Source organism: Acinetobacter sp. UBA991 (assembly GCF_002292065.1).
In the GTDB taxonomy this organism is placed as follows: Bacteria; Pseudomonadota; Gammaproteobacteria; order Pseudomonadales; family Moraxellaceae; genus Acinetobacter; species Acinetobacter higginsii.
In genome coordinates this window covers 127,433-139,757 of the sequence record NZ_DBBF01000024.1, presented here as the reverse complement: position 1 = coordinate 139,757, position 12,325 = coordinate 127,433, and the positions used below count along the sequence as shown (strand labels likewise).

The 12,325-nt window shown below is 36.3% G+C and carries 15 protein-coding genes and 1 pseudogene; 7 read left to right on the top strand and 9 right to left on the bottom strand.

The genetic code is table 11. The features are described from left to right. Positions 1-72: 72 nt before the first annotated feature. Complete coding sequence (locus B2727_RS10270) at positions 73-1,158, top strand: alpha/beta fold hydrolase (protein WP_005315584.1); 1,086 nt, start codon at positions 73-75, stop codon at positions 1,156-1,158. A 3-nt stretch (positions 1,159-1,161) separates the two neighbouring features. Next, positions 1,162-2,034 (top strand): NAD(P)-dependent oxidoreductase, encoded by an 873-nt coding sequence (locus B2727_RS10265; RefSeq protein ID WP_033134489.1) that lies wholly within the window; start codon positions 1,162-1,164, stop codon positions 2,032-2,034. 97 nt (positions 2,035-2,131) lie between these two features. Here B2727_RS10265 and B2727_RS10260 read toward each other — a convergent pair whose 3' ends face one another. From B2727_RS10260 to B2727_RS10240, 6 genes and pseudogenes are all read right to left on the bottom strand, one after another. Beyond that, positions 2,132-2,689, bottom strand: coding sequence for an isochorismatase family protein (locus B2727_RS10260; protein WP_033134488.1), 558 nt, complete (start codon positions 2,687-2,689; stop codon positions 2,132-2,134). A 44-nt stretch (positions 2,690-2,733) separates the two neighbouring features. Next, positions 2,734-2,939 (bottom strand): annotated as a pseudogene (locus tag B2727_RS19990) (hypothetical protein); the annotation flags it as partial. Positions 2,940-3,027: 88 nt separating this feature from the next. Next, positions 3,028-3,330 (bottom strand): TM2 domain-containing protein, encoded by a 303-nt coding sequence (locus tag B2727_RS10255; protein WP_005203520.1) that lies wholly within the window; start codon positions 3,328-3,330, stop codon positions 3,028-3,030. A 177-nt stretch (positions 3,331-3,507) separates the two neighbouring features. After that, complete coding sequence (locus tag B2727_RS10250) at positions 3,508-4,296, bottom strand: DUF4882 family protein (protein WP_033134487.1); 789 nt, start codon at positions 4,294-4,296, stop codon at positions 3,508-3,510. Positions 4,297-4,459: 163 nt separating this feature from the next. Further along, positions 4,460-4,669: a hypothetical protein gene (locus tag B2727_RS10245; protein WP_033134486.1), complete on the bottom strand. Its 210-nt coding sequence runs from the start codon at positions 4,667-4,669 to the stop codon at positions 4,460-4,462. Between the two features lie 48 nt (positions 4,670-4,717). Continuing rightward, positions 4,718-5,311 (bottom strand): LysE family translocator, encoded by a 594-nt coding sequence (locus B2727_RS10240; protein WP_033134485.1) that lies wholly within the window; start codon positions 5,309-5,311, stop codon positions 4,718-4,720. Between the two features lie 365 nt (positions 5,312-5,676). On the opposite strand from B2727_RS10240, the gene B2727_RS10235 reads away from it, so the two are divergent. Together B2727_RS10235 and B2727_RS10230 are read left to right on the top strand one after the other, a co-directional pair. After that, complete coding sequence (locus B2727_RS10235) at positions 5,677-6,120, top strand: BLUF domain-containing protein (protein WP_026057554.1); 444 nt, start codon at positions 5,677-5,679, stop codon at positions 6,118-6,120. 199 nt (positions 6,121-6,319) lie between these two features. After that, the gene (locus tag B2727_RS10230) at positions 6,320-6,637 is read left to right on the top strand and encodes a DMT family transporter (protein WP_004807239.1); all 318 of its coding nucleotides are present in this window, start codon (positions 6,320-6,322) and stop codon (positions 6,635-6,637) included. Between the two features lie 307 nt (positions 6,638-6,944). On the opposite strand, the gene B2727_RS10225 is transcribed toward B2727_RS10230, so the two are convergent. The 3 genes from B2727_RS10225 to B2727_RS10215 all read right to left on the bottom strand — a co-directional run bounded on the left by B2727_RS10225 (position 6,945) and on the right by B2727_RS10215 (position 9,286). Continuing rightward, entirely contained in the window at positions 6,945-7,532 is a 588-nt protein-coding gene (locus B2727_RS10225) for a lysozyme (RefSeq protein WP_033134484.1), read from the bottom strand. A gap of 918 nt (positions 7,533-8,450) precedes the next feature. Further along, positions 8,451-8,912 carry a hypothetical protein gene (locus B2727_RS10220; RefSeq protein ID WP_033134483.1) on the bottom strand — a complete coding sequence of 154 codons (462 nt, stop codon included), beginning with the start codon at positions 8,910-8,912 and terminating at the stop codon, positions 8,451-8,453. Between the two features lie 92 nt (positions 8,913-9,004). After that, a complete protein-coding gene (locus tag B2727_RS10215) occupies positions 9,005-9,286 on the bottom strand; it encodes a hypothetical protein (protein ID WP_241345099.1) in 282 nt (93 codons plus the stop codon). Positions 9,287-10,115: 829 nt separating this feature from the next. Between B2727_RS10215 and B2727_RS10210 the strand changes: the two genes are divergently transcribed. From B2727_RS10210 to B2727_RS10200, 3 genes are all read left to right on the top strand, one after another. Further along, complete coding sequence (locus B2727_RS10210; RefSeq protein WP_004807247.1) at positions 10,116-10,385, top strand: YARHG domain-containing protein; 270 nt, start codon at positions 10,116-10,118, stop codon at positions 10,383-10,385. A 97-nt stretch (positions 10,386-10,482) separates the two neighbouring features. Then, entirely contained in the window at positions 10,483-10,896 is a 414-nt protein-coding gene (locus tag B2727_RS10205; RefSeq protein WP_005203514.1) for an HIT family protein, read from the top strand. 254 nt (positions 10,897-11,150) lie between these two features. Further along, on the top strand, positions 11,151-12,251 hold the full coding sequence (locus B2727_RS10200; protein ID WP_005203512.1) for a porin: 1,101 nt from the start codon (positions 11,151-11,153) through the stop codon (positions 12,249-12,251). The last annotated feature ends 74 nt before the right edge of the window (positions 12,252-12,325 follow it).

The following is a 12,325-nucleotide window of genomic DNA, read 5'->3' as shown; positions in this document are numbered from 1 at the left end:
TAAGGTCAAGGCGTAAGATGAAATTATCGCTTAGACTTCGTGCAATCTTGACTCATGATGAGACTTTCTAAGATGAAATCGCTTGTGGAACAGCAAAAAATAAATTTTAAACATCTGGCTATGCGTGTCTTCGATGCCGACAAACTGGTTTTGTCTCAATCGACACCCTATCAAGTGATTGCACAATTCAAACAAACCCGTGTCCGTTTCTATGCTTCAGAGAAAAAACTCTATAAAGAACCACTGGTGTTCGTTGCACCTTTAGCAATCAATATGGATATCTATGACCTGTATCCTTACCGTTCATTGGTCAAACACTTTCAGGAAAGCGGTTTTGATGTGTATCTAATTGATTGGGGTAAACTGACTTATAAAAATTATCAGATTAACTTTCTATCTTTTATTGATAACTTTATTCCTAAATGTATTGAAGCCATTCAACAACATTCTAAATCTGAAAAAATTTCACTACATGGTTGGAGTATGGCGGGGATTTTCGTCACGCTTTATACCGCACGCCATCAACCGAGTGTAGTGAAAAATCTTGTGGTCTTAGGTAGTCCGATCGACAGCTATGCTTCGGGTTATATTGGCAAGTTATATAAAACTTTGGCTTATCTGACTAACCGTAACCCCACCATTAAAGATTACATCTATAACCGTTTACCGAAGTTAATGATTCATTCACCAGGCTTCCTAAACTCGCTTGGATTCAAACTGTTAGATCCTAAAGGCTGGATTGATGGCAATATCCAGTTATTGAAAAACTTGGATAATCTAAAGTTGGTACAAGAAGATGCGACGCTTAGCCACTTCTTAAATAACATGATTGATTATCCGGGTGGTGTGAATCAGGACATGCTATTTAATGTCTGGTTGCAGAATCCTTTAAAAAATGGCGCAATTCAGCTCAAGAACAAAACTATTGAACTCAAAAACATCAATTGTTCTCTATTCGTGGGTGCAGGTAAAGGCGATCAACTGGTGACTTCTGAGTCCGCATTCCCGCTGACCCAGTTGACAAGCAGCCAAGATGTCACGTTTACTCTTATCCCTGGCGGGCACTTAGGTTTAATGTCCAGTCAAAACAGTTCCATTGAGTTCTGGCCAACACTGGCGACATGGTTAGCCGAACGATCAACACAAATAAAAAGGTAAAGTATGACTCAATCTGTTGCATTCATTGGTTTAGGCGCTATGGGCTATCGTATGGCGGCGCATCTTCCTAAATATTTCGAAAACGTTTATGTCTGGAATCGAAATTTTAGTAAAGCAGAACAGCATGCAACAGAATATGGAACTCAAGCCGTTGAACTTGCTCAAGCGGTTCAGGCCGATATTATCTTTTCTTGTTTACCGACCAGCGATGACGTTGAAGCATTAATCGAAGGTATTGAAATTAAGTCGGGCTCGATCTGGATTGACTGCACCAGTGGAGTGCCCGAAGCAGCACGCCGTCTGGCTGAGAAATTAAAAGCTCAAAATGTGGACTTTTTGGATGCACCCGTCAGTGGGCAAACGGTTGGCGCTGAAAATGCAACCTTAACCGTCATGGTGGGCGGCGATGTCAATGCTTTTGAACGTGCTTACCCAGCAATGGCAGCCGTCGGAAAATTAATTCAACATGTCGGTGAATCTGGTGCTGGCTTTGCGGTAAAAGCCATTAACAATATGTTGCTCGCTGTGAATTTATGGTCTGTTGCCGAAGGATTTAGTACCTTAAAAGCACATGGTGTCAATCTGGATGCCGCACTGAACTGTATTAATGCTTCTAGCGGAAAAAGTCTAGTTACCGAAACCATTTTCCCGCAGCGTGTATTAAGTCGTGAGTTTCCTGTGACGTTTGGATTACCTTTACTGGCGAAAGATACAGGCATCGCGCTTGATCTCGTCAAGGATGCCAAGCTCCCTGCTCCGATTTTGTCGTTAACGCAAAGTTTGATTCAAGCAGCGAATTTAACTGCTGAGCCCAATAGTGACTTCTCTGCAGCCGTTAAATTGTATGAGTCGTGGAGTAAAATTACCCTGAAATAAGAGAATTTTAGTGTAAAAGTCTTTTTAAAACATCAAAACCGCTCTATTGAGCGGTTTTTTAAAACATATAAAAATTGTTATTTATAAACTTTATATATCAGACTCTCTTAAAAACCACCTCATTCACCGATGCACAAATCCTAATTTCATCACCAAGCGACCACTCTGCTGCTCTCGCCGCCATCGCAGCAGGTACACCATGCGATCCTGGTCCTGCTGGCACATCATATGTTGCATGGGCGTCATGTGGTAACAATACGTCATAACCAAGCTCTAATGCAGCACGTGCAGTTGCTACAACACACATCTCGGATAGAACACCACATATTGCGAAAGACTTGATCTCGTGATCGTCCAATATCTGTTGAAGTAGGGTTCCACTAAAACCATTATCTTGATTTTTTCTTATGATAAATTCATGAGATTGTGGTGGAAAAAATAGCTCCCAACCAGCTTGATATGGTTCATCTAAAGCCCCTATATCTCCATCATTTTGCAAGAAGATCACGGGAGTCTTAGTAAAGCGAGCTTTAGCAAGTAAAATACTGATCGATGAAGTGAGTTGTTTAGAGTCAGGCACAGCACCACGTCCTAATACAAAAGCATTTTGCATATCTACAATAACCAATGCATCGACGATATTTTCTAGAATCAAAATAGTTATCTCCTATTGATCCATGAACATGTTATTTATGGCTTTTATTTATTATTTACATCAATTTTGAAAACCTTGCCATTACATACTGAAACTGTATATATCTGCATATCTATTTCATATACATATTCAGTCGCTTCACATAAGCGACGACCTTCTTTATGTATAAAGTATCTTGGAGAGGTTTTACCCATTTTTTAGACAAATCGCTTTCACCCACGTGAATAAATTCGTAGGATGAATGCGTTGAATAAATCCAGTCGTGCTAGAAATTCTATAACTTAAAATAAGAAAACCCTCATATAAAATGAGGGCTTTCTTGATAATTCTGATCTAAATTATCCGTATTTTTTTGCAAACTCTTCATCACTTGAGCATAGATAAATGATGAATTCAATAAATGCGATAAGTGAAGGAATAAAAGTCCAACAAAAGATTAGATATAAAAATCCTTGCCCGATTCGCCCTAAATAGAATTTGTGTACACCAAAGCCACCTAAAAAGAATGCAAGTAATGCTGCGGCAACTCTACTTTTTTTACCTATCGTGACTGTTTGTTGTCTAACCCCACATTTCGGACAGATCTCAGCTCGACTATCAATTCCTTGCCCACACGCAAAGCAAAATTTCGTTTGACTCATTAATTTATTCCAATCTTTTATTTATTGCGCCGAGATTCTCTCACTCTACTCACCAATATTCAATATAAGGTTATTATTTATATAAAGTTATTAATCTGAATTATATTTGATTATTATATAAATTTCTTTTTTTTAAGACGTCATAGCGTAATCAATTACCTCCCGAAGGAGGTCTCTTTAAAGTGTTGTTCCACAAATATCTTTTGTTCCTGTAGGGTAAGTATTTGCAAGTTTTGTATGGTCAGTAATAAACTCTATAGATAAATTTTGCCCAATAACAGATGCTGATGTCGCAATAGCTCCAGTACCCCCACCTGCCATAAACGATAAAGTAGAACCATTGCTATCATAACCTGAGATATAACCTTTGTTTACTCCATTAAAAATATATCCAATCTGTTTACTATTTTGATTCACATAAAAACCGAAAGTCTGATAACCATCAGCAGTATTTTCAGGTTTTAAGGTCAACACACCAGATGACTGTGTACCACCATTAATTAAAAGCAGAATATTATTGTTTGTGTTTGTGGACTGACCATTCATATGAATTAAAGCGATATTAAAGGCATTATGATTACCATTCGTTGCAGCAATCAGAATTGGGAAAAAAGTTATTGTTTCACCTGCGGGTAGAACATAAGTTGGAATTTTTAACTTGATTTCAAACGCAACTGTACCACCAGCAGAAATTACCTTATCTCCAGGCACATCTTGAAAGGCAAGATTTGGATAACTAATTTTATTATTCGCGAAAGCATTACTCATGGCCATATAAGATTTCACACTGCTACTAGCCTCTACGTTAAAACTTGCTTTTGCACCTAGTAGGTTAGGAAACCTAGCCATAGTTGAATCAATTTGTGATAGCTGAGCTTGTGTGGCATCTAAATTATAAGTACAAGCAGCAAAGCTACTCCCCATAATCATCACACTAATAAAGGTCCCTAAAATTATCTTTTTCATATACTAATCCTTTTTATAGTAGAACATTCAGTATACATTTTTTATTAAATTAGTGAGTAAAAACAGATAAATGGGTGTAGCTAGCGTTTCTCTATTGAAAAATAGAGCATTAAAAACCCACGTCTAAGCGTGGGTCAATGTCTTCGAACCATAGCCAATCAATCTACGCGGCCCCAACATATCGATAAATACTGCCGTCTTTGGGATTTTCAAAGAGTAAATCCATATTTGGCAGAAGAATCTCCCCTTCAACTTCAATGTGCTCAATTCGTTTAAAGAAGGGAATTTCTTGATCATTGACAGCTTTTACTTTGGCTGTCGCGATCTTCTCGGCCTCAAATTGATCCTTTACCTTAATTTTTATAGTGTTCATTAAAAACTCCAATTTTTTAAATTTTAAATACAACAGCGAAACGAAAATTTAGAACGATGAAATAGCTGAGTAAGCCAACGGCATCGCAAAGAAAGTTAAAACAAATGCTGCTGAACGTTGTAAGTTGCGTTGATTCAGCCAAGAGATTTTGTTGGAAATTAAAATAGATCCAAATGCAATCCATAAAAAAGCAATTGGAGTGATCAGTGCTAAGAACGTTCCCATATGAACAACATATTCATGTAGGTTGAGCCAAGCAGTGTGTGGAAAAATAGCTGAAGCAAATAATAAAGCTTTAGGATTAAGTAAGGTTGCTACAAACAAAGCCTTAGAGGTAATCAAAGGTTGATCCAAATCAAACTGTTTTGTTGAAGTAATCCATAACTTAATTGCCAAATAGATAATAAAAGTCGCACTCAGTAACTTAATGAGCGGTGGTAGCCAAGGCACAACGTGTGAAACAGACTCAAGTAAAAAGCCCCATGTCGTAATGGCAATAAAATAACCAATAACCTCTGCGGGGATCAATTTCAGTGAAGCTTTAATACCCGTTTGGATTCCAGACGAAGCCAATAATGTATTCGTTGGACCTGGTGTTAGTAAGATCGTAATGATCAAACCAATAAATAGAAATGACACCATAGACAAATACCTTTGCTAAGTTTCGCAAACGCAATATGGCAAACTAAATCTAGTCTTGTCGACAAATTGGTTGTAACCAAAAATATTGTTTTCATTTTTTTACATTATAAATCAGTGTCTTATTTTATTAAAAATTAAATTCAGAACTTAATCAACTTCGCATAAAAACGAGATTAAAATCACATTTTCTTAATAATTCCATGTAGATAGCCCAGCTCTAGTTCACATAATATTTCAATTCTCAATAAAAGTTCATAGATAAAATAAAAGGATGAAGTCTGCGTACTTGGTTACAGACTAAAGTATACAAAGTATTGTTTTTTCTATATAACATGAGTTCAACCTTCAAAATGAGCGTACCCATGATGAAGTCTGTAAGGCTTTTATACGTAAGTAAAATTAAGAATATTGACTCGAACTTAAAAAAAGATTTGATTAAAATCCTCGATGAAGCTGTAGACTTTAATTATCGTAATGATATTAGAGGTGTTTTATATTATGGTCATGGCTATTTTGTACAATGCTTAGAAGGTCAAAAGAGCATCGTTGATGATTTATTTTATAACAAAATTGTGAAAGATAAACGCCATATCAATTGTGAAATTCTTTATTACACTGAGTGTGAGAATCAATTTTTTTCACAATGGTCTATGAAGTTTTCACCAGTCAACCAGAACATTTCAGACTTTTTCATGAAGTACCATTTAGAAGAATTCAACCCTTACCTGCTAACGGCTGAAACCGTTGAGAAATTTGTTTCTGTTTTAGCTGGTGAACCTGAATATGATGTACAAGCATATGTTTCGTGAGTGAATAAATTATTCATTGAAATTAAATGTCTAAAAGTACCCTTACCAGATAAATTTTACCAATCGGAATAAAATTTAACAAAAAAAAATTGAATGAATTGCCCATTAGTGCTTATATATGTTGTGAAGAGGACGACCTCTTTGTTCAATTTTTCAAGCTTTGGGACGACCTAAAAAATATTATTAATGAGGTGTCGAAATGGCTTGGGCTTATTTAATTTTAGCTGGTATTTTTGAAATCGTATGGGCATATTCTATGAAAATGTCTGATGGTTTTACCAAGCTCACCCCTAGCATCATTACCATTGTATTCATGATTTTGAGTTTCGGTTTACTGGCTGTCGCTATGAAGACCTTGCCTTTAGGCACTGCTTATACGATTTGGGTCGGAATCGGAGCTGTTGGTGCCTTCCTGATTGGAATATTCTTCTTACATGAACCTATGGGTTTTTTACGCCTATTAGCAGCAGCATCTATTGTATTCGGTGTGGTATTGATGAAAGTGACAACACCTTAGTTTTCAATTGTATAAGGCCCTCAATTGAGGGCTTTATACTACAGAATTCAATGCTAATTTTTATTTATTTTAATAGATATAAAATAAGCAATATCCAAATTAGAAAACCAACTGTAAGAATGTAAAGTGCTGTTGTATCAAATTTAGGATTCCTATCTGCGGGCATACATAGATTTGAGCTAGTAATGAATTCGGAAGCACAATTAGAACACGCCCTTAATCCAATGGAACGCCAAACTTCGTAAACCCTAGCTGGTATTTCGAACCCAGAACATTCTTCAAATATCTATTCTTGCTTTATATGGCCTTAACCTCTTCTTAGAAACAGCTTTCTCTCAGCCTCCCGACGGCGAACTAATCCTTTTAAAACCTTACCACCACCCTTATTCCAAACCAAAAACTGGTCTGCCGCATCTTGGTACGCTAGTGCATTCAAATACTTTAGCAATGTCGAATTCTTAAAAGCATTGCTACCAATGTTATATGCTAATGAAACCAGAGCATCAAATTGATTCTGAGAAAGTGGAACAGTGACAGCTTCATTTATAGCCTTTTGAAAGTACTTTAAATCATGTTGAAAAAAAGACTTTGCTTGCTCTAATGTACAATAATCCCCTTGCTTAACTCGAACACCTGTTGGATAAACTGTGGTACCAAATCCAATAGACCACACACCAACCCCATCGTCATAGGCATGTAGCTTTAAATCCTCAAAGCTTGTGATAAGATTGATACCATGAGCACTTATAGACATTTCAAAATCAAAGGCTGCACCTAACATATCGCCAGTATCATAAGCCGTTGCAACATTCATTTGCTTATCTTTAGCATCATTCCGTTTTTGAGGGGGCCTAACATCAATGAGCTTGCGGAAATAATCCAAGATAGTCTTCATGATTCCTCACTTACCATTTTCACATCATTCGATCTAACCAAATAAATCCACAATATCATTCATAAAGACTAAAAACCGTATATTAACGCTAAATATATCAAAGCACTGACAACCCTTAACGTTCAATATTTGCATTACATCATCTCTAACCAACCGATCAAAACCTATTGAATGTAACAATATGCTGAATAATCACAATATCTCTTTAATCAACATTACTCATAGCCTACCAATTAATCTTCATTCAATTGCCTTCAGTCAACATACTAGCTAAAATTATGCTTGCAGGAGCAAGGACTTCCCGATGGATGTATTCGTACTTCACAGGGTTCCTGCCGTTGGGCCAATTTTAACCGGGTCTGCTTCCGCAAAGGTAACGCCTTGGGAAGCCTAAAGAACGAAGGACGCCGCCCCTAACAGTTTCCTTTGAAGCTGAGTAGGATAAAAGAATCATGGTCACAGTGAAGTCTTTATTAAGAGCCCGAATTATGGGCTTCTATTTTGTAATCCTTAACAATTTTGTTTTATCATTCAATTTGAAGCAACAGACTCACCCTTCTAACTCCACTTTCCATACTTTAAGCTGCATAGTAAATTCAGGGTTATATACAATTAAAAAGCCCACTCAATGAGTGGGCTTCCCCTTAATTCTTTTTGCGCTGAATGAAGGTTATTGTTGTTTAGTTATTATCAAACAACAAGGCAAATATAGATAAAAGTGTGATGCAAATCAACAAATTTATACTTATTTTAAGAAAATTTTAAAGCTGAGCTACATAATGAGTGATTTTAGCTCAGTTTAGGCAAAACTTATTTCTTCTTGTTGAACTTGGCTATCAGCACAAGAGAAGCATTAGCTAATCATAAGCACTAGAGCTAAAAAGCCCACCTTTCGATGAGCATTTAAACGAACTGAATTTATTCTCCAACTGGAACTGATAATTTAAGCTGATTATTTTTTTGCTCTAAAGGCATATGATTTTTCTGGGTAATTTTTTGTTGATAATCTCGGTCTGATATGACGCCTCTATTTCGAGCCTTCTGCAGTGAATTTAATTGTTGCTCATATTCATACGCATTTAAAGCACGAGTATCATTGTTTTTTAGAAGATATTGAGATCGTTCAAATGGGCTCATATTAGATGTATTTGACCGAGTTTCATACATCTTCGCCGCATTTACATCACGCTGATTTAGACGATCTTGCTCTTGTTGCTTTGCTGACTCAAAAAAATCAACATGCTCACGACTTTTGATCTCATATTCAGGTATGTCATTTTTTAAGATTAAAAGTGATGGAGGCTTATTAAACAAATCATCAGCACTATACACAGAAACAGTCACAACTGAATTTATTAGAAATATTAATATTTTTTTCATTAAGTATACTCAATATAAAATAAATAAAGACAAGGATATATTTTATAATTTCTACACAATTCTTTCAAATTTAAACACTAAAGACCAACACATCAAGAATCTTGTCGGTAAGTAATTTTATCCATTCTATTGGTACAATACTTGTATTTCTCCTCTTTATTTTCAATACCGACCGTATGAACACATGAACAAAAAAGTAGTACTTTGTTATACTCAATGTTGCTTGGTACATCTACCCCATAACATTTACTGTCAATTTCGCTTAGTCGGGGCGCCATAATCCATTTACCTGAGTAAAAGGGATAGCCGAGTCCCTCTATAACAATAATGATCAAGATAAGGATAGCAAGGTTAGTTTTAATATATTTCAGCATTTTTCATATTCTTGTTAAAAAACTTAGCTTTCAATGGCGTTTAGATAATAAATCAAAAAATTAATTTAAAAAACCACATAAATATCAATCAATTATATTTAAATCTAAGACGCTTCGCAATCAAAAGATTAGAATTACTTCCAATGCAAGTCCTGTATTCACTATAATAGCCGTGCAGGAGCAAGGACTTCCCGATGGTTGTATTGATACTTCACAGGGTTCCTGCCGTTGGGTCAGTAATTTTACTCCCATTGACACAAGCGGTAATTAACAATTATTTAAATTGATTAAGATAAGCCCGTAGTCAATCGAAAGAACGAAGGACGCCACCCCAAAGGCTCACTATTTAGTGAGCCTTTATTTTTTAATCCGCGTTGACTCTTATTCATTCTAAATATTTTGAATAAAGCATTCACGATCCAATTTTTATGATTTCAAATCCATTTACAATCTTCATTGTTTATTCTGCAATTGAACAAAATACAACCCAGAATATCATGTACATTTTATTTTGTTAAAACATATATGGCAGCAATCAATATATAAATAAACCTTTAAAAAGAGCGAAATACTATAAAACAAGCAATTTAATGCACAATAAAAATCATCTTAATCATTTGTTTTATATAAAATTATAATAAAGCTCTTGATATATAAGGCTTTTCCATATTATAAGGATAAATTATGGAGTAAACTTACACTCGTACCATACAGTTTCATTGAAATTTCATTAATAAACCTTATATTGGTATATGCGTAGCGATCAAGCGCCATATGGATCTATTTCATACAGCATTGATTTATACTTTTTTGATTAGAGGAACACCTCATGAATAAGTTAATGGTTGCGGTTTTTGCTGGCTTAATTACCCTCACAGGTTTTAGTGTACAAGCTGCAACACCAGAACAAGAATGTAAAAAGTTACAGGATGACTCGAACCTGATCTATGCATCTAAAGGATTCTGTTTTAAAGACGCGGATGCTAAAGCGAAGTTTGGTAACGAAAATTGCCATACGACTAAGCCAAAGTTTTCTGATAAAGAACAACAACGTCTTGATGAAATCAAAGCTCGTCAAAAAGAGCTTAACTGCAAATAAGCAGCCAAATATCGTGTTTTAAACGCCCCAATTCACTCTCTGATCACGGAGAGTGAATGCTATTATTGAAAAAATAAGCCTATCTAAAGGATGAATCATGGCATACGATGACCAAAATATTTTTGCACGAATCCTTCGTGGTGAATTACCTGCAATCAAAATCTATGAAGATGATCAGGTTCTCGCGTTTATGGATATTATGCCCCAAGCAGATGGTCATGCTTTAGTGATTCCAAAGACACCAGCAGTTACCTTATTGGACCTCCCTGCCGATGCGGCTGCATATACCATCCAGATCGTGCAGAAAATTGCCAAAGCAATGGAAACTGCCTTAGATGCCAAAGGTATCGTACTTATGCAGCTTTCTGGTGCAGCAGCGGGACAAACTGTCCCTCATGTGCATTTCCATCTGATCCCTAGTTCAGTGCATGAACTTGGTCGCCATGCGGCAAAAATGGGTGATCAGGAAAAAATTACAGCACTCGCTGGAAAAATCAAAGCTGCACTTTAAGTTCTTATTTTTATAAAGACGGAGTTTTTACTCCGTTTTTTATTGTTTGCTAATTATATAAAAAATAATAAGAAATATAATTATTACTAAATATGAATCGTCATCAAACTGTCATTTTTCTTTCACTTCTCTGTCACAAAGTTTACCGATACTGCATACAAGTCAGTGAGCTATGTAACTTTATGTACATAAGCAAGCTCATAACAGTAACTAAGGCATCAGCCATTTACAAAAAGTGTTTTGGAGAAATCTCAATGAAAAAATTGCTTCTTGCTGCTACTGTAGCAACTTTAGCCATGAATGCAGCGCAAGCAGCACCAACATTGTATGGTAAGCTCAATGTGACTTTAGATCAAATTGATAAGAATGGCTTTAAAGACGAAAGCGTAACTAAAGTAAACTCAAACGCTTCTCGTATCGGGGTAAAAGGTGAAGAAAAGCTGACTGATAACCTTTCAGCAGTTTACTTAATTGAATGGCAAATCAGTGCAGATGGTGACGGTGATGTATTTAGTAACCGTAACCGTTATGTCGGTATTAAGTCAGATGGTATCGGTACTTTAAAAGTAGGCCAATATGACTCTTACTTTAAAACTGCTGCGGGTAACAACCAAGATATTTTCAACGATCACAACGAACTGGATATGACCGCTGTTTTGGCTGGTGAAGATCGTTTAAAAAACGTGATCGGTTTTGAAACTGATAAAAAATTACTTGGTGGCCTAGCATTCAACATCATGTTCCAACAAGGTGAAGAATCATCTACTGTATCGAACAATGCAAAAGGCCAAAAAGGCAGCCGTGATAGCTTTGGTGATGGTGTTTCAACCTCAATCACTTATGAAAACAAAGACTTCGGTTTAGCTGCAGCAGTTGCAGGTAACTTTGGTGTTGCATCTAAATACAATGCTTATAACAGCGAATTAGGTGGAAACATTTACTCTGATGCAATCCGTGTAACAGGTTCTTTAGACTTAACACCTGCAGGTGTTGATGGCCTAGTGTTTGGTGCATTATGGCAAACAACTCAACCAACTGATGACACAGTAATTACGACAAGCGGTACTCCAGCTGTTGTAACGTCTTATAAAGGCTTGCAAGAAGATGCTTACGGCGTAACTGCTGCATACGTAATTCCATCAACGCCAATTAAGTTAAAAGCAGAATATATCTCTGCAACAACTGAAGTAAATGGTCGTGATGATCGTAAACAAGACCTTTATGGTGTAGGCGCTGATTACCAAATCAATAAACAAACACGTTTCTACGGTGTTGTAGGTCAACAAAAACGTGATTGGTTAGTGAAAGATGATAAGAAAACAACCATCGGTTTAGGTATGGAATATAACTTCTAATTTGAAGCTACCTCCTATCTTATAAGAAAAAGGGCGATCTTGATCAGCCCTTTTTCTTTTGTATTACACTCACA

Bases quoted from the DNA above. Each gene is read 5' to 3' on its own strand.
- B2727_RS10270 (WP_005315584.1), top strand. From the start codon at position 73: ATGAAATCGCTTGTGGAACAGCAAAAAATAAATTTTAAACATCTGGCT.
- B2727_RS10265 (WP_033134489.1), top strand. From the start codon at position 1,162: ATGACTCAATCTGTTGCATTCATTGGTTTAGGCGCTATGGGCTATCGT.
- B2727_RS10255 (WP_005203520.1), bottom strand. From the start codon at position 3,330: ATGAGTCAAACGAAATTTTGCTTTGCGTGTGGGCAAGGAATTGATAGT.
- B2727_RS10250 (WP_033134487.1), bottom strand. From the start codon at position 4,296: ATGAAAAAGATAATTTTAGGGACCTTTATTAGTGTGATGATTATGGGG.
- B2727_RS10245 (WP_033134486.1), bottom strand. From the start codon at position 4,669: ATGAACACTATAAAAATTAAGGTAAAGGATCAATTTGAGGCCGAGAAG.
- B2727_RS10240 (WP_033134485.1), bottom strand. From the start codon at position 5,311: ATGGTGTCATTTCTATTTATTGGTTTGATCATTACGATCTTACTAACA.
- B2727_RS10235 (WP_026057554.1), top strand. From the start codon at position 5,677: ATGAAGTCTGTAAGGCTTTTATACGTAAGTAAAATTAAGAATATTGAC.
- B2727_RS10230 (WP_004807239.1), top strand. From the start codon at position 6,320: ATGGCTTGGGCTTATTTAATTTTAGCTGGTATTTTTGAAATCGTATGG.
- B2727_RS10225 (WP_033134484.1), bottom strand. From the start codon at position 7,532: ATGAAGACTATCTTGGATTATTTCCGCAAGCTCATTGATGTTAGGCCC.
- B2727_RS10220 (WP_033134483.1), bottom strand. From the start codon at position 8,912: ATGAAAAAAATATTAATATTTCTAATAAATTCAGTTGTGACTGTTTCT.
- B2727_RS10215 (WP_241345099.1), bottom strand. From the start codon at position 9,286: ATGCTGAAATATATTAAAACTAACCTTGCTATCCTTATCTTGATCATT.
- B2727_RS10210 (WP_004807247.1), top strand. From the start codon at position 10,116: ATGAATAAGTTAATGGTTGCGGTTTTTGCTGGCTTAATTACCCTCACA.
- B2727_RS10205 (WP_005203514.1), top strand. From the start codon at position 10,483: ATGGCATACGATGACCAAAATATTTTTGCACGAATCCTTCGTGGTGAA.
- B2727_RS10200 (WP_005203512.1), top strand. From the start codon at position 11,151: ATGAAAAAATTGCTTCTTGCTGCTACTGTAGCAACTTTAGCCATGAAT.